Source organism: Halopseudomonas litoralis (assembly GCF_900105005.1).
Lineage (GTDB): Bacteria > Pseudomonadota > Gammaproteobacteria > Pseudomonadales > Pseudomonadaceae > Halopseudomonas > Halopseudomonas litoralis.
In genome coordinates, this window is the sequence record NZ_LT629748.1 from 2,749,856 (window position 1) to 2,771,587 (window position 21,732).

The following is a 21,732-nucleotide window of genomic DNA, read 5'->3' on the forward strand; positions in this document are numbered from 1 at the left end:
GCTCTCTAGAGTAGAAAATTGATACCTACCGACACCAGCAACAGGGCAAAGAGCCGCTTGAGCAGGCGTTGGGACAGTCTGTGGGCCAGCCGCGCACCGTATCCGGCAAAGAATACACTGGTCGCGGCAATACCGATCAGGGCGGGCAGGTAGACATAACCCAGACTCCAGCCGGGCAATGTCTCAACCGACCAGCCAGTCCACATAAAGCTGATCGCGCCAGCCACGGCAATCGGCATGCCGCAGGCCGCAGACGTTGCCACCGCCTGCTGCATCGGCAGACTGCGCCATACCAGGAAAGGCACGGTCAGCGAGCCGCCACCGATACCGAAAATGGATGACGCCCAGCCGATCACCCCTCCTGCCGCAATCAACCCGGGTTTACCTGGCTCGCCGAGGGCAGCCTTGGGTTTCAACTCGAAGGCCATCTGGATCGCCACACAGATGGCGAATACGCCGATGATCTTCTGCAGCAATGGGCCGCTGAGCGTCGAGGCGGTAACCGCACCGAGGAAACCGCCAAAGACGATGCCCAGCGCCATCCACATAAACAGCGGCCAGCGGACCGCCCCCATCTTGTTGTGCGCACGCACCGAGTTGATCGAGGTGAAGGCGATGGTGGCCAGTGATGTGCCAACGGCCATATGCGTCAATACTTCGGGAGCAAAGCCCTGCAGTGCAAAACTGTAAACCAGTACCGGAACGATGATCATGCCACCGCCCACGCCGAACAGGCCGGCCAGTACGCCAGCAAAGCCGCCGAGTACCAGATAGATGACAAATTCCATTATTGCTCCCCATGATGCGCTGCATGTCGAACGACAGCGGGTCCCGCACAATGCGCTAGTGTATCGAAAACCGGCTCGCACCGCTGCCCCGGATCGCATGAGGCATGGCAACGCGGAAGCCGGTAGACTGAGGCAAACCATCAGGAGACAGCCATGTGTCTGATTGCTTTCGCTTGGCAACTGTCAGGCCAGCCATTGGTGTTGCTCGGCAACCGCGACGAATTCCATCCCCGACCGACACGGGAGGCCAGTTTCTGGACCGGTGAAGGCCATCCCGAGCTATTGGCCGGCAAGGACCTGCAAGCCGGCGGCACCTGGCTGGGGGTGACCCGCAGTGGACGTTTCGCCGCGCTGACCAATATTCGCTCCCCGGGCGCGCGTCCCGGCCCGCGTTCGCGGGGCAAGCTGGTTCTGGATTATCTGACCGGCGACATGTCGCCAGAGGATTACATGCGCAGCCTGACAGACGATATCGATGGCTATGCGGGCTTCAATCTGCTGGCCGGAACGGCGCAGCAACTCTGGCATCTGAACAGCGAGGAACGCCAGGCACAGGCGCTGCAGCCGGGCATCTATGGCCTGTCGAACGCATCATTGAACAGCCCCTGGCCCAAATTGCAGACCTTGTGTCACGGCCTGGAAGCCAATCTCAGCGCAGACCAGGAAACCCTGCTGAGCCTGCTCAAGGACAGCAACGAGTACCCGGACGCACAACTGCCCAACAGCGGCGTCAACCTGGAATGGGAGCGTCGCCTGTCAGCAACCTTCATCCTCGGTGAGGACTATGGCACACGCGCCAGCAGCCTGCTGACCATCAATGCTGAGCAGCGCATCAGTTTTCGTGAGCAGAGTTTCGGACCACAGGGAAGTCATCAAGGCGACTCCAGCTGGTATTTCTGAGGTGATGATGCTCAGCGCACCAGCATGAGTACTTTGCCGAGTCCCATCTTGCGTAGCGCCAGGTGCAGGATACTTTGCACCAGATAGGCGTTATCCTGACTCAAGGCTTCGTTGAGCAGCGCCTGGGCATCGCTCAGGCGAATCTGGCGCAGCAGCCATTTGACTCGCGGCAGGTTGGTCGCATTCATGGACAGCACATCACAGCCCATCGCCAGCAGCAGAACCGCCGCAGCTGGATCACCCGCCATCTCACCGCATACGCTCATCGGCTTGCCGGCCTCCCTGCAGGCCCGAGCGACCAGCATCAGCGCCTGCAGTACCGCCGGATGCAGCGAATGATACAGATCGGCCACCCGCGGATTGTTGCGGTCAACCGCCAACAGGTACTGGGTCAGGTCGTTGGTGCCGACTGACAGAAAGTCGACCCGCTGCGCCAGCTCACGCGCCTGGTAAACCGCAGCCGGCACCTCGATCATCACCCCTACCGGCGGCATGGGGACCGAGATGCCCTCATCCAGCACCTCGCCATGAGCGCGGTGGATCAGGTGCAAGGCCTCCTCAACCTCATTCACGCTGCTGATCATCGGCAACATGATACGCAGATTTTCCAGCCCTTCGCTGGCCTTGAGCATGGCGCGGATCTGTACCAGGAAGATTTCCGGGTGATCCAGGGTGACGCGGATGCCACGCCAGCCGAGGAAAGGGTTGTCTTCCTTGATCGGGAAGTAGCTGAGGGCCTTGTCACCACCCACATCCAGCGTCCGCATGGTCACAGGCAACGGATGGAAGGCTTCCAGCTGCGCCCGGTAGGTGGCCTGCTGCTCTTTCTCGCTGGGGAAGCGATCCAGAATCATGAACGGCACTTCGGTACGGTACAGCCCCACGCCTTCCGCACCCCGGTCCAGTGAACGGGCAATATCGGCAAACAGACCTGTGTTGACCCATAGCGGTACGCGGTGACCATCCAGTGTCACGCAGGGCTCGGCACGCAGCTTCTCCAGGCCGTGGGACAGCTCCATTTCCTCGCGGATCAGCTCACGGTAATGCCGCCGCAACTCCTGGGAGGGGTTGGAGTAGACTTCACCGGCGTTGCCGTCGACGATCAGCTCCAGTTTGTCCATACGAAGGTACGGCAGATCCACCGCACCCATGACCGTGGGTATGCCCATCGCCCGCGCCAGAATTGCCACATGCGAGCTGCCCGAGCCCAGCACCGACACCAGACCGACCAGCCTGTCCTTGGGCACCTCACCGAGCATCGCCGGAGTCAGTTCTTCAGCTACCAGAATGGTCTTTCTCGGGAATGTCAGCCGTTGACGACCGGCTTCCTGCAGGCAGGCCAGCAATCGGCGGCCCAGATCCTTGATATCCGCAGCGCGCTCCTGCAGATAGGGGTCATCCATCAGCTCGAAACGGGCCACATGGGCATTGATGACGTCGCGCAGGGCGCCCTGGGCCCACTGCCCCTGGCGGATACCGGCAATAATTTCATTACCCAGCGAGGAGTCATCCAACATCATCAGGTATACGTCGAACAGAGCCAGCTCTTCGGGACGCAGCTGCGCGGCGAGCTTGGCGGACAGGCGCTTGATATCAGCATGGACTGCCTCCACCGCCTTGCGATACAGGGCGATCTCGGCATCGATATCCTTCACTTCCTTGTCCGGCACCGCCTTCAGATCCGCTGGCGGCAACATCACCACAGCACGGCCGATAGCTACCCCCGGCGCACCGGGAACAGCGTCGAAGCGGGTATCCTGAATCACCTCGCCGGCCCATCCCAGACCCCGCATCGCTCCCGTCGCCTCAGCGTGGGCGATGACCCCGGCCAGCTGAGCGCTCATGGTGACGAGAAAGGATTCCTCCACTTCATCAAACTGACGGCGGTCCTTCTGCTGGATAACCAGTACACCCATCACCTGTCGATGATGGATGATGGGCACGCCGAGAAAGGAGGCATAGCGCTCTTCGCCGGTTTCGACAAAATAACGGAAACGCGGGTGGGCGGCTGCGTCTTCCAGGTTGACCGGCTCTTCACGGATACCCACATAACCCACCAGCCCCTCGTTGCTGCCCAAGCTGACAACACCGACGGCATCCTTGTTCAGGCCTTCGGTGGCCATCAGTTCGTAACGATCGGTATCCGGATTCAGCAGATAGACGGAACACACGTGGGTTTCCATCGCTTCGCGCACGCGATACACGATGATATTCAGCGCCGAAGCCAGATCCTTCGCCGCATTGACCTCCTGGACAATGCGCCTGAGCGTATTCAGCATGTTCAGCATTCGCTCAACTCACTCAGCGGCACACTCGGCGCCAGCTCCTTCATTGCCCGGCGATAGACATCCCGCTTGAAGGCCACCACCTGGCCCAGCGGATACCAATAGCTGACCCAGCGCCAGCCATCGAACTCGGGCTTGGCGGTTCTGGTCATGCACACACGTTCATCTGCACAGGTCAGGCGCAGCAGGAACCATTTCTGTTTCTGGCCGACACATACGGGCTGGGAGTGACTGCGGATCAACCGTTGCGGCAAACGATAGCGTAGCCAGCCACGGGTACAGGCGAGGATTTCAACGTCTTCGGGAAACAGGCCGACTTCTTCATGCAATTCACGATACAGCGCCTGCTCGGGGCTCTCATGATGCTGAATGCCACCCTGGGGAAACTGCCAGGCCTCCTGACCGATACGCCTGGCCCATAGCACCTGCCCCAACCCGTTGGTCAGGATAATGCCTACATTGGGACGAAAGCCGTCGGAGTCGATCACTGCCGGTATCCTTATCTGTTGTCTTCTGCATTGTTCCACAAAGACGCGCGTACCAGCAATTGCATAAATCCCCCTACTCCAAGCATTTATTCTGCGCCTGAATTATCCTTGCTGCTTCGTTATACCGATAACAGGAGTATTCCGTGGCACTGGCCATTTTCGACCTCGACAACACGCTGCTGGGCACCGACAGTGACAATGCCTGGGGGGAGTTCGCCGTTGCGCACAATATCGTCGATGCGCAGACCTACGGCACACGCAACACCCGGTTCTTCAATGATTATCTGGATGGCAAGCTGGACGTCAACGACTATCTGGACTTCTGTCTGGAGCCGCTGGGCCAGCATGACCGCGAGCAGTTGGAACAATGGCATGCCCAGTTCATGCAGGAAAAGATTGAGCCATTCATTCTGCCCAAGGCGCTGGAGCTGATCGCCCACCACGAGCAGGCGGGTGACACCACCATGATCATCACCGCCACCAACCGCTTCGTCGCCGGCCCCATCGGCCGCCGCTACGGCATCGACATCATGCTGGCCTCCGAATGCGAAGAAGTGGATGGGCGCTACACCGGGCGTTCCTGCGACATACCCTGCTTCCGCGAGGGCAAGGTCTCCCGGCTGGAGCGCTGGCTGGGTGAAACCGATAACACTCTGGCGGGCGCTTATTTCTACAGCGATTCGCGCAACGACCTGCCACTGCTGTCGATGGTCGATAACCCGGTGGCCGTGGACCCGGACGATGTGCTGCGCAGCCATGCCGAGCAGCATGGCTGGCCTATAATCAGCCTGCGTGGCTGACATTCGCCTACACAAACAAGCCGCATAAATTAAAAAGGCCCCGGCAGCTGAGCTGAAGGGGCCTTTTTCGTGCCTTGCTGCAGGTCAGACCGGCAGCACCCGGCAGAAGTACGACTTGATATAGCCGGTCTCGGGAATCGCCGGGTGCAACGGATGATCAGCGCCCTGGAAACCACGTTCGGCGATGACCAGATGCCGATCCAGATGGCGACTGCCAGCCAGCAGAATATCGCGCAGGCTGTTTTCCGCCAGATGCATGGAGCAGGAGGCCGACACCAGAATGCCGTCCTTGTTGAGCAGACGCATGGCCTGCTCGTTCAGGCGACGGTAGGCATTCTCACCATTGCGGATATCCTTGCGCTTCTTGATGAAGGCAGGCGGATCGGCAATCACCACATCGAATTTCTCGCCTGAGCCTTTCAGTTCCCGCAAGGCTTCCATGACATCGCCTTCGACCACGGCCATTTTTTCGGCCACGCCGTTCAGTGATGCGTTGTGTTCAACCAGATCCAGTGCCGGCGCCGAGCTGTCCACGCACATCACTTCGCTGGCACCGAATACCGCAGCCTGCACACCCCAACCGCCAATATAGCTGTACAGATCAAGCACCCGCTTGCCCTTGACGTAGGGCGCCAGACGCGCGCGGTTCATGCGATGGTCATAGAACCAGCCGGTTTTCTGACCGGTGTGAACCGGTGCTTCGAAAGCCACACCATTCTCTTCCAGTGCCACCCGCTCCGGCACCTCACCGAAAGCCACTTCGATGTAGGAATCGAGCTTCTCCGCCTTGCGCGCAGCTCCATCGTTCTTGAACAGCACGCCCGCAGGCTTCAATACCTGGACCAGCGCCTCGATGATCTCGCCGCGCATCCGCTCCATACCCGGCGTGGTGATCTGCACCACCAGGTACTCACCGAAACGGTCAACCACCAGACCCGGCAACAGGTCGGACTCACCGTAAACCAGACGATAGAACGGCTTGTCGAACAATTTTTCCCGCAGGCTCAGGGCGATCTTGATGCGGTGCACCAGCAGCGACTTGTCCAGCGGGTGCGCGGCGTCACGGCTGTGCAGGCGAGCACAGATCAGATTGTCCGGGCTGACGGTAGCCAGACCCAGCACCTTGCCGGAAGCAGTCTCAAGCTGGACTTCCTGGCCTGCCGCCAAAGCGGTGAGCGGGGTCTGGGCGATATCGACTTCGTTGCTGAATACCCACAGGTGGCCGCCCTTGATGCGACGATCACTGTTGGTCTTGAGGCGCAGGCTGGGCAGACTCATCACGAACTCCTGAATATTGCTGGCTGGAACATTCCGCCGGTGCGGCAGTATACAGACGCCATAGCATCCAGTCTCCGACTACACTAAGCAATCCGGCCCCGATCATCTGACAATAACAAACCTAGGAGCGTGCCCATGACCATCCCGCTGATTCTCACCGTGATTTCCGCTGACAAGCCCGGCCTCGTGGAAAGCCTGGCTCAGACCATCAATCGGCACGGCGGTAACTGGCTGGATAGCCGCATGGCGCGGATGGCCGGACAGTTCGCCGGCATCCTGCGGGTTGACGTGCCCACCACCGAGGTCGAGGCGCTGCGCACCGAACTGGAAAATATGAGCAGCAGCGGCATCAATATACAACTGGCAGTCAGCGGGCAGGTCGAGGAGCCCCAGCTGGCTACCCTGATGCTCAGTCTGGTGGGCAATGATCGCCCGGGCATAGTGCATGAGGTGTCCGCCGTGCTGGCACGCCACGGGGTGAACGTCGAGCTGCTGGAAACCAGCTGCGAACCGGCGCCGATGAGCGCCGACCTGCTGTTTCGCGCCACGGCCCGGCTGGGTCTGCTACCTCAGACCGATGCCGACGCGCTGCAGGCTGACCTGGAGAACCTGGCCGATGACTTGATGGTTGAGCTGCGCGGCGCCGAGAGCTGAGCCGTTACAGCAGAAATACCGTGGCCAGACCGAGGAAGGACGAGAAGCCAACCACATCGGTCACCGCCATCAGCACCATGCTCCCGGCCAATGCCGGATCGATGCCGAAGCGGCGCAGGATCAGCGGGATCAACAGCCCGGCCAGTACGGCACAGACCAGATTGATGAGGATCGCCAGGCCAATTACCCAACCGATTCCCAGGCTACCGAACCAGAGAAAAGCCACGACGGCAACCAGCACCGCCCATAACAAACCATTGAGCGTGCCTATGCCCAGCTCCTTGACCAGCAGCACCTTGAGATTACCCGTGTCCACCTGGCCCAGGGCCAGGCCACGAATCACCAGCGTCAGCGTCTGGCTGCCGGCGATCCCGCCCATGCTGGCGACGACCGGCATCAGTACCGCCAATGCCACTATCTGCTCCAGTGCTCCCTGAAACTGGCCAATCACCGAGGCGGCCAGAAAAGCGGTGATCAGATTGCAGCCCAACCAGACGGAACGGCGTCGGGTGCTGGTCAGCACCGGGGCGAACATGTCCGCCTCGTCATCCAGACCGGCCATGCCCATGATCGCCCGCTCGGAATCCTCACGGATGCTGTCCATCACGTCATCCACGGTGATGCGCCCGAGCAGGATACCGTCCGGACTGGTCACTGCCGCCGACAGCATGTCCAGATCCTCGAACTGGCGCTGCACCTCCTGACTGCTCATCAGTACATCCAATGCCTTGAAGTCGCCATCCATCACATCACTGACCAGACCATCCGCCGGACTGGTGACCAACCGGCTCAGCCGCAGCACGCCCAGGTAACGATTCTCTCGATCAACCACCATCAGCTTGTCCGTGTGGTCGGGCAGATCTTCCAGCAAGCGCAGGTAACGCAATATCGAGCTGACCCGGACGTCAGCGCGCACCGAGATATGGTCGATGTTCATCAGACCACCGGCAGACTCTTCCGGATAGGACAGCATGTCCGCCAGCTGCTGACGTGTTTTCACATCCATCGACAGCAGCAGCTGCCGGCCCGGGCCGAACGGCAGCGCCTGAATCAGATCCACCAGGTCATCGAGATCGAGCTGATGGGCGGCGTCCAGCAGTTCGGAGTCGGACATCTCCAGCGCCAGGCTGGCGCGTACTTCCTCGCGCAGGTGCACCAGAATCTGCCCTGCTCGGGCACTGTCCAACCTCGACCAGATGCTGCTGCGCTCGGCGGGCGGCAGTGCTTCAAGCAGGCCGGCGGCCTGCGACGGGTGCAGTTTGCCGAGGATCTTCAGTGCTCGTTTGAACCGGCCGGCTTCCAGGGCCTCGCGAACCTGGGTGATGGGGCTGACGTCCTCATCATCTTCCGCTTCTGGCTCCAGCGTATCCGGATGGTCATCGCTGTTGGTCAGCAGGCGCTCGGCCAGTGCCGGGTCCAGCTCCGTCAGAATGCCCTGTTCTTCTTCATCGCCAATCTGGTTCCACACCAGCTGCTGCTGTTCAGGATCCAGCTGGTTCAGCAGCTCGACAACCTCAGTCGCGGTCAGCTCACGCAGAATACGCCGCACGCGCTTGAACTTGCCCTTGGCCAGCGAATCGACAACGGATTCCCGGGTTTCGGTAACGGACAGGGCTTCTTCACTCATGGCATGCTTCCATCAGGCGGTGACTTGGTTGACGCACGGCGGGGCCCTAAAATACCACAGGGGGCCGATCCGGTTATGACAAACGCTCCGGATTGGCCCCTCCATTCACTGGCCGTCAGCTTTGATCTTCGGCCCAGTCTTCCAACGGCGGACAGGCACAGAAAAGATTGCGGTCACCATAGACATTGTCGATGCGGTTCACCGCGGGCCAGAATTTGTTGGCCGCCACCCAACCAAGCGGGAACACCGCCTGCTCCCGGGAATAATCACGCTGCCAATCACCGGTGATATCAGCCAGGGTATGGGGCGCATTGTGCAGCGGATTGTCTTCTGCGCCCCACTGCCCTTGCTCCACCCGGGCGATCTCACTGCGGATGGTCAGCATGGCATCGATGAAGCGGTCCAGTTCCGCCTTGGACTCGCTTTCGGTCGGCTCGATCATCAGCGTACCCGGCACCGGAAAGGACATGGTCGGCGCGTGAAAGCCGAAGTCCATCAGCCGCTTGGCGATATCTTCTTCAGTGATGCCCGACGCCGCCTTGAGTGGCCGTATGTCGATGATGCACTCATGTGCAACCCGGCCGTTACGCCCACTGTAGAGCACCGGATAGGCTTCGCCGAGACGCTGGGCGATATAATTGGCGTTCAGGATTGCCACCTCGGTGGCCTGGCGCAGACCGCTGGCGCCCATCAGCGCAATATAGGTCCAGCTGATCGGCAGAATGCTGGCGCTGCCCCAGGGTGCAGCGCTGACCGCGTCGTTTTCCGGATTCGGGCCATCCAATGGCACCACCATGTGATTGGCGACATAGGGCGCCAGATGCGCTTTCACGCCAATCGGCCCCATACCCGGACCACCACCGCCGTGGGGTATGCAGAAAGTCTTGTGCAGGTTCATGTGCGAGACATCCGCACCGAAGTCCGCCGGCCGTGCCAGCCCGACCAGGGCGTTGAGGTTGGCGCCATCCATGTACACCTGCCCGCCGTGCTGATGCACGATATCGCAGATATTCCGCACGCCCTCTTCATAGACACCGTGGGTCGAGGGGTAGGTGATCATCAGACAGGACAGGTCATCGGCATGGGCGGCCGCCTTGCTGCGCAGGTCATCGACATTGACGTTACCCTGCTCATCACAGGCTATCAGCACCACACGCATGCCGGCCATCATTGCCGAGGCCGGGTTGGTACCATGCGCGGAGGTCGGAATCAGGCAGACATTGCGATGCTGGTTACCGGCCTCCTCATGAAACTTGCGAATCGCCAACAAGCCAGCGTACTCGCCCTGGGCGCCGGAGTTGGGCTGCATGCTGATGGCATCGAAACCGGTGATCGCCCGCAACATGGCTTCCAACTCGTCGATCATCACCCGATAGCCTTCGGCCTGGGCCAGAGGCGCGAACGGATGCATGCGGGCAAACTCCGGCCAGGTAATCGGAATCATCTCGCTGGTGGCGTTCAGCTTCATGGTGCAGGAGCCCAGCGGGATCATCGCGTGGTTCAACGCCAGGTCCTTGTTTTCCAGCGATTTTATATAGCGCAGCATGTCGGTTTCCGAGTGATGCCGGTTGAATACCGGATGGGTCAGAAATGCCGACTGGCGCTGCAGTTGCGCCGGAATAGCGCTATCGCCGTCACGCACCGCCTGATCCAGCTCTGCCAGATCCTGCTGCTGCGCCGTACCAGTGAAGCAGCTCAACAAAGTGGCCACGGTCGCCGCTGTGGTGGTTTCATCCAGACTGATACCCAGGTGATCGGCATCGATCAGTCGTAGATTGATACCTTCGCTGCGCGCGCGGCCAACGATGGCGCCAGCCTGGCCCGGGACATTCAGCGTCAGGGTATCGAAGTAGTGCTGATTACTGCGCACAATGCCGCAACGCTCCAGCCCCGCCGCGAGTATGGCGGTCAGCCGATGAACCCGCTGCGCAATGGTCTTCAGCCCTTCGGGCCCATGATAGACCGCGTAGAAGCTGGCGATATTGGCCAGCAGCACCTGCGCGGTGCAGATATTGGAATTGGCCTTTTCCCGGCGGATATGTTGTTCACGGGTCTGCAGCGCCATACGCAGGGCGCGATTGCCGCGGGTGTCCACCGATACGCCGATGATGCGGCCCGGCATGGCTCTCTTGTAGGCATCCCGCGTGGCAAAGAAGGCCGCGTGTGGCCCGCCGTACCCCATGGGTACACCGAAACGCTGGGAAGAACCGAATACCACATCTGCGCCCAGTTCACCCGGCGGGGTAAGCAGCACCAGACTCAGCGGGTCTACCGCGACACAGGCCAGACCTTGCTGCGCCTGCACCTGCTGGATCAGCGGCTGCAGCTCACGGATCTCGCCCCAGGTGGTGGTGTACTGGAACACCGCGCCGAATACCTGATGCTGCGCCAGCACATCGACGGAACCCACCAGCAACTCGAAACCGAAGGCCTCGGCGCGGGTGCGCACCACCGAGATGGTCTGCGGATGGCAGTCCTCGTCGATGAAAAAGGTATTACTCTTGCTCTTGGCTACTCGCCGCGCCAGTGTCATGGCTTCCGCGGCTGCGGTGGCCTCATCCAGCAGAGAGGCATTGGCCAGCTCCATGCCGGTCAGATCCAGGGTCATCTGCTGGAAATTCAGCAGCGCCTCCAGACGGCCCTGGGAAATCTCCGGCTGGTAGGGCGTATAAGCCGTGTACCAACCGGGATTCTCCAGCACGTTGCGCAGAATCACCGTTGGTGTGAGCGTGTCGTGATAGCCCATACCGATGCATGAGGTGAAGATGCGGTTGCGACCGGCAACCGATTTCAGGTAATCCAGCACCTGCGCCTCGCTGCGCGGCTCGCTCAATGCCAGCTCACCGGGCAGGCGAATGCTTTGCGGCACGGTCTGTCCGATCAGTTCTTCGAGCGAGGCCACCCCCAGCGCATCCAGCATGCTCTGCTGCTCGTCAGCGTCTGGACCGATATGCCGCCTGATAAAGGCATCCTGCTGCTCCAGCTCGCTGAGACTTGGGGTATGGCTCATACGTTTCACCTTCTCTGTCTGGAAACCGCTGAAGACGACCGCACTTGGCCATGCCGCGCCTTTCAGGCTCCGCTGTTTCCGTTTATTGGAGTCTCAAAGACTTGCCTGGTAACCCTCGGCATCCAGCAACTGGTCCAGCTCGCCGGCATCGGTGGGCTGGATCTTGAACAGCCAGGCTGCTCCATAGGGATCGTTATTGAGCAGTTCCGGCGCATCGACAAGCGCTTCATTGGCCGCCAGCACCTCACCGCTCACCGGAGCGTAGATGTCCGATGCCGCCTTGACCGACTCGACCACCGCGCACTCTTCACCGGCGCGAACCTGACGGCCGACTTCCGGCAGTTCAACGAAGACCACATCGCCCAGTGCGTCCTGGGCATGATTGGTAATGCCCACGGTGACAGTGCCATCGGCTTCCTGACGGGTCCATTCGTGGCTGCTGGCGTAGCGCAATTCGCTGGGGGTATCACTCATTTCAATTTCCTCAGTAGAGAAGCATTCCGTTGAACACCACCGCACGCTGAGCGCGGGTGGCGTTCAGACTCATCAAATCATTCGAATATTTTCTTGCCGTTACGCACGAAGCCGGGGCGAATCACCTGCACCTCGCGCCGCTTGCCGCGAATCTCGACACTGGCGGTTGTGCCGGTGGCAGCCGGCACCCGGGCCAGCGCAATGGAGCAGCCAAGCGTGGGAGAAAAGCTGCCACTGGTGATTTCGCCTTCGCCGATACCATCCACCATCACTTTCTGATGACCGCGCAATACCGCTCGCTCATTCAACACCAGGCCTACCTGCCTGGGTTGATCACCCGCCTGACGCTGTGCTTCCAACGCCTGGCGGCCAATGAAATCACGACCCTGCGGCTCCCAGGCAATGGTCCAGCCCATGTTGCCGGCCAGCGGAGAAGTCTGCTCGTCAATGTCGGAACCGTACAGGTTCAATCCTGCCTCCAACCGCAGCGTGTCCCGGGCGCCGAGGCCGCAAGGTGTGCAACCGGCCTCGCTGAGTGTCTGCCAGAAAGCGCTCGCCTCCTCGACTGGCAGCATGATTTCCAGGCCATCCTCGCCGGTGTAACCGGTACGGGCGATGAACCAGGTGCCTTCCGGCTGCCCCTCGAAGGGTTTGAGAATGGAAATCAGCGCTGCACGACTCTCGCTGACCGTACTGGCGCACAGCTCCCGGGCGCGCGGGCCCTGAATGGCAATCATGGCCAGCTCGTCGCGCTCGGTGATGGTAACGGAGAAGTTGTCGGCCTGCTGCTGCATCCAGGCCAGGTCCTTGCTGCGGGTGCCGGCATTGAGCACCAGACGGTAGCCTTCTTCGGTGCGGTAGACGATCAGGTCGTCGAGAATACCGCCTTCGGAGTTGAGCATGGCCGTGTACAGCGCCTTGCCGATCTCGCTCAGCCGCGCCACGTCGTTGGCCAGCAGATATTGCAGCCAGACCTTGGCGTCGGCGCCGGTCACATCCACCACGGCCATGTGCGACACGTCGAACATGCCCACATCCCGACGTACCTGATGGTGTTCCTCGATCTGGGAGCCGTAGTGCAGCGGCATGTCCCAGCCTCCGAAGTCGACCATCTTGGCGCCAGCGGCAAGGTGGCTGTCATAGAGCGGTGTGCGCAAACCCATGGGCATTCCTTGTTGTAATCAGGTCAGTGCCTGATTGTAGTCTCAAAGCTGAGGCTTTTGCAGTCTTTGCCGACGTCGCCGATCGGACCACTCAACGACGACCGGACCGCCTGATCAATACGATAACCGGCAACAGTCCGACCAGCACCAGGGTCAGGGCGGGTAGCGATGCGCGGGTCCAGTCGCCCTCACTGGTCAATGAATGAATGCGTACCGCCAGGGTATCCCAGCCGAACGGCCGCATCAGCAGCGTAGCGGGCATTTCCTTGAGCACATCAACGAATACCAGCAGCGCTGCACTGAGGATGCCCGGCAGCAGCAGCGGTACATAGATGCGCCAGAACACCACCCAACCAGGTTGCCCCAGACTCTGTGCTGCTTCCGGCAAGGACGGCCGAATCCTGGCCAGCGAGGTATCCAGCGGCCCATAGGCCACCGCCATGAAACGAATCAGATAGGCCAGCAACAGGGCGAACAGACTGCCGAGCAGAATGGGCGCCGGGTTGGCAGCTCCGAACCAGCCTTGCAGCGGCACAACCAGATTGTTATCCAGGTAACTGAAGAAGAACATGATGCCCACCGCCAGCACCGAGCCGGGCAAGGCATAGCCGAGGTTGGCCAGGGCGACGGTACTGCGTACCCGTCGGATCGGCTGCAGCCGCCGCGCCAGCACCAGCAGAATCGCCACGCTGACGGTCAGCGCCGCAGCGATGCCGCCGAGCATCAGAGTGTTGCGGATCAATGACCAATAGCGGCTGTCCAGATCGGCGATACCGCTGCTCAACAGCCAGTACAGCAACTGGCCCACCGGGATGACGAAGGCAATCGCCAGTATCAGCACACAGTAACCGGTGGCTAACCAGCCCAGCGGCCCTTTCAGACGATAGAGTGCATCCTTGCGTGGCTTGTCGTTGGCCGGAAAACGCTTGCTGCGGCCCTGCGCATGGCGCTCGGCGAACAGCGCAAGAAAAACGAACAGCAGCAACAGGCTGGCCAGCTGAGTGGCACTCTGCAGACTGAAGAAGCCGTACCAGGTCTTGTAGATGGCGGTGGTGAAGGTGTCGTAGTTGAACACCGATACCGCACCGAAATCGGCCAGGGTTTCCATGATCGCCAGGGCGGTGCCGGCACTGATCGCCGGGCGCGCCATGGGTATGGCCACCCGCCAGAAACCCTGCCAGGGCGTCTGCCCGAGAATCCGCGAGGCTTCCATCAAGCCGCGTCCCTGGGCCAGAAAGGCGCTGCGCGCGAGCATGTAGACGTAAGGGTAGAACACCAGCACCAGCGTCAGTATCACCCCACCGGTGGAGCGGATCGGCGGCAGGCGGAAATCATTGCCGAACCAGTCACGCAACAGCGATTGCAGTGGCCCGGCAAAATCCAGCAGACCGACCATGACAAAAGCCAGGACATAGGCGGGCACGGCAAACGGCAACATCAATGCCCAGTCCAGCCAGCGCCGACCGGGGAATTCGCAAAGACTGGTAAGCCAGGCCAGGCTCACCCCGAGCAGGATAACACCTGCGCCCACACCGAAAATCAAGATCAGCGTGTTACCGATCAGCTGCCCCAGTTGGGTCTGCAGCAGGTGGCTCCAGATCTGATGATCTATGTCCTGCCAACTGAACAGCAGGACCAGCAACGGCATGAGCACCAGGCCGGCGGCAACGTAGGCAACCAACTGCCAGCGCACTTTGTGGGCGATGGATTGAAGGGGCACTGACAACATCCTGTAGTTATAAACGAGCACGCCCGCCAGAAAACGGCGGGCGTGCAGTATATAAGCAAAAGCGGCCGCCGGGTTTATCCCTGCGGCATTCTGGTCAGTTCCAGCCCAGGCGATCCATCAGCATGATGGCTTCTGGCTGACGCCGACCGGCCACTTCGATATTGACGTTGTCTGCCTTGAAGTCACCCCAGGCTGCCACTTCATCGGAGGGCTCCAGTGACGCGTTGGCGGGGAATTCCATGTTCACGTCGGCAAATACGCGCTGCGCCTCCTCGGTGGTCATCCACTCGAGCAGCTTGAGCGCTTCCTCGGGCTGCTTGGCGTGCTTGGTCACACCGGCACCGGAGATGTTGACGTGTACTCCACGGTCTTCCTGGTTCGGCCAGAACAGTTTGGCCTTGACGTCCGGCTCGGCCTTGTGCAGACGACCGAAGTAGTAGGAGTTGACGATACCCACATCACACTGGCCGGCGTCGATGGCCTTCAGCAACGCGGTGTCATCGGAGAACACTGGCGTAGCCAGGTTGGCCAGCCAGCCGGTGATCACCTCAGAGGTCTTCTCTTCACCGATGGACTCGAGCATGGTGGCGACCAGCGACTGGTTGTAGACCTTCTTCGCCGTACGCAGGCACACGCGGCCTTTCCAGCTGTCATCGGCCAGTGCTTCGTAGGTACTCAGCTCGTCCGGATTGACCCGCTCGGTAGAGTAGGCAATGGTCCGTGCGCGCAGCGACAGACCGGTCCACATGTCATTACTCGAACGCAGGTGCGCCGGGATGTTCTGCTCGATGGTGTCGGACTCCATCGCGCGGAACAGGCCCTGTTCCTCTGCCTGCCACAGGTTGCCGGCGTCCACTGTCATGAACATGTCGGCGGGGGTGTTGGCACCTTCGGCACGCAAGCGCGCCATCAAGGGGGCCTCGCGGTCGGTGATGAAGTTGATCTCGATGCCGGTCTTTTCAGTGTACATATCGAAAACCGGCTTGATCAGATGATCCTGACGGGAGGAGTAGACCACCAGTTCCTTGGCCTGCGCGACGCTGGTGAAAGCGGTGGCGGCCAGGGTCAGGGCAACGAGATTACGGGTAAAGGACATCGGATAGCCTCGGGTTCGAGAAAGCGAACCCAGATGATAATGATTTCAATTAAGCAAATCCAGCGTGAGTCCGAAATAAAAGCACCGGCCCGTTCTGGGCGCCCTACGACCCGCTCATTTTCAGTTCAGGCGGCTGCGCCAAGGCGGGCAGGCTGCCCCCGAGTCCCATGGCGCGCCGGATAATGTCTGCCTTGAGCGCGCCCTGCCCGTTCAGCCACTGCATGCCGCTGTTGCGCAACCAGCGTACCGGCAAGGCTTCGGCGTGAAATAGTCGCTCGAAGCCTTCCATCGCTGCCATCATCGATAGATTGGCGCCCATGCGCCGGCGTTCGTAACGCTGCAGTACCGGCAGGCTCGCGATATCTTCACCGCGTCTCAGCGCCGCTCCCAGTACATCGGTCAGTTCGGCGACGTCGAGCAGGCCCAGATTCACCCCCTGCCCTGCCAAGGGATGAATGCTGTGCGCCGCATCACCGATGAGCGCCAGCCCCGGCATCACGTAACGGCGGGCATGGCGCTGGCGCAGCGGAATACAGTGGCGCTGATCGGCCTGAATGATCTGTCCCAGCCGCCCTTCGAATGCACCTTCCAGCTCGCTGGAAAACGCCGCATCATCCAGCGTCATGATGCGCTCGGCTGCTTCCGGCAGCAGTGACCAGACTATGGAACAGTAATGACCGCCATCACGCTGCTTGAGCGGCAGAAAGGCCAGCGGACCGGTAGGCAGGAAACATTGCCAGGCGGTGTCGCTGTGATGCCGCTCGGTGCGGATAGTGGTCACCACTGCGTGGTGCAGATAATCCCATTCGCGCATGGCAAACCCGGCCAGCTCGCGTACGCGTGAACGCGCGCCATCAGCCGCCACGATCAGCGGCGCCTGCAGCGCCTCGGCGTTTTCCAGCTCCAGCAGCCAACCGCCTTCCTCGCGCACCAGCTCAGTCACCCGCCGGCCGCCCAGTAGCGCCACGCCGGTACCGGTCAGGCTGTCCAGCAGCGCCTGCTGAATGCATCGATTCTCGATAATGTGGCCCAGCCGATTTTCGCCCAGTACCCCGGCATCAAAGCGGATCTCGCCGGTGCCTTCGCCATCCCATACACACATATGACGGTAGGGGCTGCGCCGCTCCGGTGCAATACGCTGCCAGGCACCGAGGTTGGCCAGAATATTTTCCGAAGCTGCGCTCAGCGCGCTTACCCTCGGATCATAACCAGACTCAGTGGTGCGCACCGGCAACGGCTGTCCCAGCGGCATGGCATCCAGCACCGCCACCCGCAGGGAGGTATCCGCCAGGGCCCGCGCCAGCGTCGCGCCAACCATGCCGGCACCCACGATAATCAGATCAAACTGCTGCGCCATGACGCCTCCCGGAAAAGTATCGCTCAGCCGCGCAGGCCCATGCCCTGGCGGGCAAACAGGCCTTTGAGCGGCGGCAGAAGATCCAGCGCCAGCAGACCGGCGTTACGGCCTGCCACCAGTGCGCGATTGCGGTTACTGAACAGCTGGGTCAGATAATGGCTGAAGGCAACCGTGGCCGCCTGATCAGCGTACTGACCATCAAGGTACTTTTGCAGCACCGCCAGCGAGCCGGGGTCGCGCTGTTCGCGCTGAGCCTGCAGCAAAGTGTCGGCCAGCGCCATGGCGTCACGCAGCGACAGGTTGAATCCCTGCCCGGCAATCGGATGCAGACTGTGCGCGGCGTTGCCCAGCACCACCAGATGCGAGCGCACCTGCTCTTCGGCCTCGATCAGGTTCAATGGATAGCTGGCACGCTCCCCCACCTTGGTCAGCGCGCCCATGCGAAAGCCGAACGCTGCCTGCAGACGTTGCAGGAACTCGGCATCCGGCAGGGCGGCGACAGCTTCGGCGACATCCACCGGCAGGCTCCAGACCAGCGCACTGCGCTGACCGGACAGCGGCAGCAATGCCAGTGGCCCGCTCTCGGTGAAGCGCTCGTAGGCCACTCCTGCGTGACCGTCCGCCGAGGTGATGTTGGCGATCACCGCCACCTGCTGGTAAGGATTGACCTTGCGGTGGATGCCCAGTTGATCAAGCAGCCCCGAGCGTCCACCGTCGGCGATGATCAGCAGATCGGAGGACAAGTGTTGCGGCCCATCCGGGGTCTGCAGATCCAACGCATAACCGCCCAGCTGAGGCCTGGCATGGGCAACCCGCGCCGGCGCCAGCCATTCAATCGCCTGATGATTGAGCGAGCCGAGCAATACTTCGCCCAGCCAGGCATTCTCGACGATATAGCCCAGCGCCGGCACAGCTTCATCGGCTGCATGCATGAGGGCCGAACCGGGATGCCCCTGATCGGATACATGAATCTGCCGGATCGGTTCGGCACGTCGTGCCAGATCAGTCCAGATGCCCAACCGCTCGAACAGCCGTCGACTGCCATGGGACAGCGCCGTGGATCGATTGTCGTAGCTTGGCTGCCAACCGCCCTTGACCGGTGGCTGAGCCTCGATCAGGCGAATCTTCCAGCCGGCTTCCCAAGCACAGTCCTGCAGCCCCAGCGCGAGACTGGCGCCGACCATGCCGCCACCGACGATATTCAGGCTAGTCACGCAGGCACATCCGTTGCGGCACGGGCGCGCGCCATCAGCGACTCAATCTCATCCGCTTCGCGCGGTACATTGCCAGTCAATACATCGTGACCTTCGCGGGTGATCACCACATCATCCTCGATACGGATACCGATACCGCGCCACTTGAGCGGTACATCCTCGTTGTCCGGGGCAATATAGATCCCCGGCTCGACGGTCAGCACCATACCGGGCTCCAGCACACGCCATTCACCACCGACCCGGTATTCACCGACATCATGTACATCCATGCCCAGCCAATGACCGGCTCGGTGCATATAGAAAGGTCGATAGGCACCGCTGACGATCAGCTCCTCCAGGTCGCCGCTGAGCAGGCCCAGTTCCAGCAGCCCGGCGGTAATCACCCGCACGGTGGCATCATGTGCTTCGTTCCAGTCACGGCCAGGGCCGATTACCGCGAACGCGGCAGCCTGAGACTTGAGCACAATGTCATAGATGGCGCGCTGTTCAGGACTGAAGCGGCCGTTGGCGGGAAAGGTGCGGGTAATGTCACTGGCATAGCAGTCCAGTTCACAACCGGCATCGATCAGTACCAGATCACCGTCGCGGATCTGACTGGTGTTCTCGGTGTAATGCAGGATGCAGGCATTGCGGCCGGCGGCGACGATCGAGGCATAGGCCGGTGAGCGGCTGCCGTGGCGCATAAAGGTATGCTGCAGCTCGGCCTCCAACTGGTATTCGTACATGCCCGGGCGGCACACCTGCATGGCGCGGATATGGGCCTCGGCAGAAATATCACCGGCGGCTTGCATGACGCGTATCTCCGCTGCGCTCTTGTACAGGCGCATGTCATGCAGCAGATAGTCCAGTGCGATGAATTCCTTCGGCGGCTCGGCGCCCAGTCGCGCCTTGCTGCGAATGGTGTTGACCCAGCCGGTCAGACGCATATCGAATTCCTGGTTCACGCCCACGGCGTAATACACCCGCTCGCGGCCTTCGATCAGCCCCGGGAGAATGTCATCGATATCGCTGACGGGAAAGGCGTCGTCTGCGCCATAGGTCGCGACAGCGCCTTCCTGGCCGGCACGATAGCCGTCCCAGAGCTCCCGCTCCTTGTCCTTTTCCCGGCAGAACAGCACATACTCACCATGCTCACGGCCCGGTATCAGCACCGCCACCGCTTCCGGCTCGGGAAAGCCGGTCAGATACTGGAAGTCGCTGTCCTGGCGATACAGATGCTCGACGTCCCGATTGCGGAGGTAGACCAGGGCAGCCGGCAGAATGGCGATGCTGCCGGGTTCCATCTGCGCCATCAGCGCCTTGCGACGACGGGCGTACTCCTGCTTGCTAATGTGCATGGTCTATTCTCAGTGCAGTGAAGCGGGCGGTTGGTCCTGCGGCTTGTCGGCCGGCTGGCATTCGCTGAACAACAATAATACGGCCATCCGCACATATTCCATGACTTCCATGAAATCGGCCTCATTGGCTTCGGACTCTTCCAGGTCGGCCTGGACCTGAGCGATGGCGGCAAAGTCAGCCAGTACGCTGGTAGCCTCTTCACTCAACTCACCTTCGCGCCCAACCAGACCGAAGCCGCCGAGAAAGCCTTCACACCATTGCCCCAGCGCCAGGGTCCGACGATCAATGGTCGAGTCATCATCAGGCAGCAGCAACGTCAGGTCAAAGCCACTGCCGGCCAGCTGCGCCAGACTGGCATCGTGCAGCTGGATCAACAGCACCTTGTCCGCTTCGGACAGCTGACCGCGACCATCGATGACCTCACGGGCCGCATCCAGCCAGGCGGTATGGTCCAAACGACTGCCGGCAGAGAGCCGACCGACCAGGTGGCCGTGCAATTCAGCGGGGAAACCGGCCGCACCCTGTTCAGTGAACATCTGGTCGACGCGGTCGTAATCAAAAGTGGCAGACATCAGAGCCATAGTTTTCTGGTCTCTCGGGGCATGGATAGATGATGCTGGGACTGTATCCCAGGCAGCTGCCATATCCTACAGACCTGACAGCCTCGGGAACAACCTGGCTTGCGCTCTGCGTCCCGTCGCCGCAGTTGCCAACCGGGTTCGCACAATCGTTCATCAGGGTTTGACCACCCTCCCGGTCAGCTCTATAGTTCCCCGACAGCGGGATGACAGAATGACGCCAAATGGACGAACCCGACATCAACAACCTGATTGACAAAATAGACCAGCTGATCGGCATCTGCGATCGACTGCAACAACAGAACCACCAGCTCCTGGCCCAGGAACGTTCCTGGCGTGAAGAACGATTGCAGCTGATCGAGAAGAACGATTTGGCCCGTCAGAAGGTCGAAGCCATGATATTGCGTCTGAAATCCCTGGAGCACGATTCATGAGCCAACCTCTGACAGTCACCCTGCGCATCCTCGACAAGGAATACCAGGTCGCCTGCCCCCCTGAAGAACGTTACAACCTGGAAGAAGCTGCCCGGCATCTGGACAACACCATGCGCGACATCCGCAATCGCGGCAAGGTCGTTGGTGTGGAGCGAATCGCGGTCATGGCAGCACTCAACATCAGCCATGAAATGCTCACCGGCAATATACAGAAAGCGCGGCTGATGAGTGATCAACAACAGCAGATCACCGAACTGGCCAGCCGTCTCGATCAGGCGTTGACCCGCCACCAGGAATAGCCGAGGTCTGGAGTTGCAGTGAATTTTCTGTATACTCGGTCACATCCCTGGGGTGTTTGCCAGTCGGTGATGTCCCTGAGCCGATACTCCTGTAGAAGGGGGGCAGGCGCCATCGTCAGTGTGCATGTCCGCATGTCGGAAAGCCTAAAACGATGCAATGTCCTCCGCCTTGAACTTTCGGGTTCAAGGGCTAACCCGACAGCGGCATCCCGGGGACCCC

At 60.9% G+C, this 21,732-nt stretch carries 19 protein-coding genes and 1 other RNA gene; 6 read left to right on the forward strand and 14 right to left on the reverse strand.

The window, feature by feature from the left end; genetic code table 11:
* Nucleotides 1-5: 5 nt before the first annotated feature.
* Nucleotides 6-788 (reverse strand): sulfite exporter TauE/SafE family protein, encoded by a 783-nt coding sequence (locus tag BLU11_RS13255; protein ID WP_090274125.1) that lies wholly within the window; start codon nt 786-788, stop codon nt 6-8.
* 153 nt (nt 789-941) lie between these two features.
* Between BLU11_RS13255 and BLU11_RS13260 the strand changes: the two genes are divergently transcribed.
* A complete protein-coding gene (locus BLU11_RS13260) occupies nt 942-1,688 on the forward strand; it encodes an NRDE family protein (RefSeq protein WP_090274127.1) in 747 nt (248 codons plus the stop codon).
* A gap of 11 nt (nt 1,689-1,699) precedes the next feature.
* Here the strand turns inward: BLU11_RS13260 and ptsP are convergent, their stop codons facing one another.
* Entirely contained in the window at nt 1,700-3,967 is a 2,268-nt protein-coding gene (gene ptsP, locus BLU11_RS13265) for a phosphoenolpyruvate--protein phosphotransferase (RefSeq protein ID WP_090276478.1), read from the reverse strand.
* A gap of 2 nt (nt 3,968-3,969) precedes the next feature.
* Nucleotides 3,970-4,461, reverse strand: coding sequence for an RNA pyrophosphohydrolase (gene rppH / locus BLU11_RS13270; protein WP_090274129.1), 492 nt, complete (start codon nt 4,459-4,461; stop codon nt 3,970-3,972).
* Between the two features lie 143 nt (nt 4,462-4,604).
* Between rppH and BLU11_RS13275 the strand changes: the two genes are divergently transcribed.
* Nucleotides 4,605-5,261 carry a histidinol-phosphatase gene (locus BLU11_RS13275; protein WP_090274131.1) on the forward strand — a complete coding sequence of 219 codons (657 nt, stop codon included), beginning with the start codon at nt 4,605-4,607 and terminating at the stop codon, nt 5,259-5,261.
* Nucleotides 5,262-5,345: 84 nt separating this feature from the next.
* On the opposite strand, the gene BLU11_RS13280 is transcribed toward BLU11_RS13275, so the two are convergent.
* Nucleotides 5,346-6,539, reverse strand: a complete 1,194-nt coding sequence (locus BLU11_RS13280; protein WP_090274133.1) for a class I SAM-dependent rRNA methyltransferase — start codon at nt 6,537-6,539, stop codon at nt 5,346-5,348.
* A gap of 135 nt (nt 6,540-6,674) precedes the next feature.
* Here BLU11_RS13280 and BLU11_RS13285 point away from each other — a divergent pair, with 135 nt between their 5' ends.
* Entirely contained in the window at nt 6,675-7,193 is a 519-nt protein-coding gene (locus BLU11_RS13285; RefSeq protein WP_090274134.1) for a glycine cleavage system protein R, read from the forward strand.
* 4 nt (nt 7,194-7,197) lie between these two features.
* Here BLU11_RS13285 and mgtE read toward each other — a convergent pair whose 3' ends face one another.
* The 10 genes from mgtE to BLU11_RS13335 form a co-directional block, all read right to left on the reverse strand.
* The gene (gene mgtE / locus BLU11_RS13290; protein ID WP_090274136.1) at nt 7,198-8,820 is read right to left on the reverse strand and encodes a magnesium transporter; all 1,623 of its coding nucleotides are present in this window, start codon (nt 8,818-8,820) and stop codon (nt 7,198-7,200) included.
* A gap of 115 nt (nt 8,821-8,935) precedes the next feature.
* Complete coding sequence (gcvP, locus tag BLU11_RS13295; protein WP_090274138.1) at nt 8,936-11,830, reverse strand: aminomethyl-transferring glycine dehydrogenase; 2,895 nt, start codon at nt 11,828-11,830, stop codon at nt 8,936-8,938.
* A 93-nt stretch (nt 11,831-11,923) separates the two neighbouring features.
* Nucleotides 11,924-12,304 carry a glycine cleavage system protein GcvH gene (gene gcvH / locus BLU11_RS13300; RefSeq protein ID WP_090274140.1) on the reverse strand — a complete coding sequence of 127 codons (381 nt, stop codon included), beginning with the start codon at nt 12,302-12,304 and terminating at the stop codon, nt 11,924-11,926.
* 77 nt (nt 12,305-12,381) lie between these two features.
* On the reverse strand, nt 12,382-13,467 hold the full coding sequence (gcvT, locus tag BLU11_RS13305; protein WP_090274142.1) for a glycine cleavage system aminomethyltransferase GcvT: 1,086 nt from the start codon (nt 13,465-13,467) through the stop codon (nt 12,382-12,384).
* A 91-nt stretch (nt 13,468-13,558) separates the two neighbouring features.
* Nucleotides 13,559-15,115 (reverse strand): ABC transporter permease, encoded by a 1,557-nt coding sequence (locus tag BLU11_RS13310; protein ID WP_231702341.1) that lies wholly within the window; start codon nt 15,113-15,115, stop codon nt 13,559-13,561.
* 175 nt (nt 15,116-15,290) lie between these two features.
* Nucleotides 15,291-16,292, reverse strand: coding sequence for an extracellular solute-binding protein (locus BLU11_RS13315; RefSeq protein ID WP_090274147.1), 1,002 nt, complete (start codon nt 16,290-16,292; stop codon nt 15,291-15,293).
* 103 nt (nt 16,293-16,395) lie between these two features.
* On the reverse strand, nt 16,396-17,649 hold the full coding sequence (locus BLU11_RS13320) for an FAD-dependent monooxygenase (protein ID WP_090274151.1): 1,254 nt from the start codon (nt 17,647-17,649) through the stop codon (nt 16,396-16,398).
* Between the two features lie 23 nt (nt 17,650-17,672).
* Nucleotides 17,673-18,863, reverse strand: coding sequence for a 2-octaprenyl-6-methoxyphenyl hydroxylase (gene ubiH, locus BLU11_RS13325; protein WP_090274154.1), 1,191 nt, complete (start codon nt 18,861-18,863; stop codon nt 17,673-17,675).
* Nucleotides 18,860-20,200, reverse strand: coding sequence for a Xaa-Pro aminopeptidase (gene pepP, locus BLU11_RS13330; RefSeq protein ID WP_090274157.1), 1,341 nt, complete (start codon nt 20,198-20,200; stop codon nt 18,860-18,862). The genes ubiH and pepP overlap by 4 nt, the downstream gene beginning before the upstream one ends.
* A gap of 9 nt (nt 20,201-20,209) precedes the next feature.
* Nucleotides 20,210-20,773: a UPF0149 family protein gene (locus BLU11_RS13335; RefSeq protein ID WP_197674195.1), complete on the reverse strand. Its 564-nt coding sequence runs from the start codon at nt 20,771-20,773 to the stop codon at nt 20,210-20,212.
* Between the two features lie 230 nt (nt 20,774-21,003).
* On the opposite strand from BLU11_RS13335, the gene BLU11_RS13340 reads away from it, so the two are divergent.
* From BLU11_RS13340 to ssrS, 3 genes are all read left to right on the forward strand, one after another.
* Nucleotides 21,004-21,213: a TIGR02449 family protein gene (locus BLU11_RS13340; protein WP_090274159.1), complete on the forward strand. Its 210-nt coding sequence runs from the start codon at nt 21,004-21,006 to the stop codon at nt 21,211-21,213.
* Nucleotides 21,210-21,512: a cell division protein ZapA gene (locus BLU11_RS13345; RefSeq protein ID WP_090274161.1), complete on the forward strand. Its 303-nt coding sequence runs from the start codon at nt 21,210-21,212 to the stop codon at nt 21,510-21,512. The genes BLU11_RS13340 and BLU11_RS13345 overlap by 4 nt, the downstream gene beginning before the upstream one ends.
* Nucleotides 21,513-21,553: 41 nt before the next feature.
* Nucleotides 21,554-21,732, forward strand: a non-coding RNA gene (ssrS, locus tag BLU11_RS13350) — 6S RNA.

Bases quoted from the DNA above. Each gene is read 5' to 3' on its own strand.
- BLU11_RS13285 (WP_090274134.1), top strand. From the start codon at position 6,675: ATGACCATCCCGCTGATTCTCACCGTGATTTCCGCTGACAAGCCCGGC.
- ptsP (WP_090276478.1), bottom strand. From the start codon at position 3,967: ATGCTGAATACGCTCAGGCGCATTGTCCAGGAGGTCAATGCGGCGAAG.
- BLU11_RS13335 (WP_197674195.1), bottom strand. From the start codon at position 20,773: ATGTCTGCCACTTTTGATTACGACCGCGTCGACCAGATGTTCACTGAA.
- BLU11_RS13345 (WP_090274161.1), top strand. From the start codon at position 21,210: ATGAGCCAACCTCTGACAGTCACCCTGCGCATCCTCGACAAGGAATAC.
- BLU11_RS13260 (WP_090274127.1), top strand. From the start codon at position 942: ATGTGTCTGATTGCTTTCGCTTGGCAACTGTCAGGCCAGCCATTGGTG.
- gcvH (WP_090274140.1), bottom strand. From the start codon at position 12,304: ATGAGTGATACCCCCAGCGAATTGCGCTACGCCAGCAGCCACGAATGG.
- BLU11_RS13320 (WP_090274151.1), bottom strand. From the start codon at position 17,649: ATGGCGCAGCAGTTTGATCTGATTATCGTGGGTGCCGGCATGGTTGGC.
- BLU11_RS13310 (WP_231702341.1), bottom strand. From the start codon at position 15,115: ATGCCGTTGCTGGTCCTGCTGTTCAGTTGGCAGGACATAGATCATCAG.
- BLU11_RS13315 (WP_090274147.1), bottom strand. From the start codon at position 16,292: ATGTCCTTTACCCGTAATCTCGTTGCCCTGACCCTGGCCGCCACCGCT.
- BLU11_RS13255 (WP_090274125.1), bottom strand. From the start codon at position 788: ATGGAATTTGTCATCTATCTGGTACTCGGCGGCTTTGCTGGCGTACTG.
- BLU11_RS13340 (WP_090274159.1), top strand. From the start codon at position 21,004: ATGGACGAACCCGACATCAACAACCTGATTGACAAAATAGACCAGCTG.
- gcvT (WP_090274142.1), bottom strand. From the start codon at position 13,467: ATGGGTTTGCGCACACCGCTCTATGACAGCCACCTTGCCGCTGGCGCC.
- gcvP (WP_090274138.1), bottom strand. From the start codon at position 11,830: ATGAGCCATACCCCAAGTCTCAGCGAGCTGGAGCAGCAGGATGCCTTT.
- BLU11_RS13280 (WP_090274133.1), bottom strand. From the start codon at position 6,539: ATGAGTCTGCCCAGCCTGCGCCTCAAGACCAACAGTGATCGTCGCATC.
- mgtE (WP_090274136.1), bottom strand. From the start codon at position 8,820: ATGAGTGAAGAAGCCCTGTCCGTTACCGAAACCCGGGAATCCGTTGTC.
- pepP (WP_090274157.1), bottom strand. From the start codon at position 20,200: ATGCACATTAGCAAGCAGGAGTACGCCCGTCGTCGCAAGGCGCTGATG.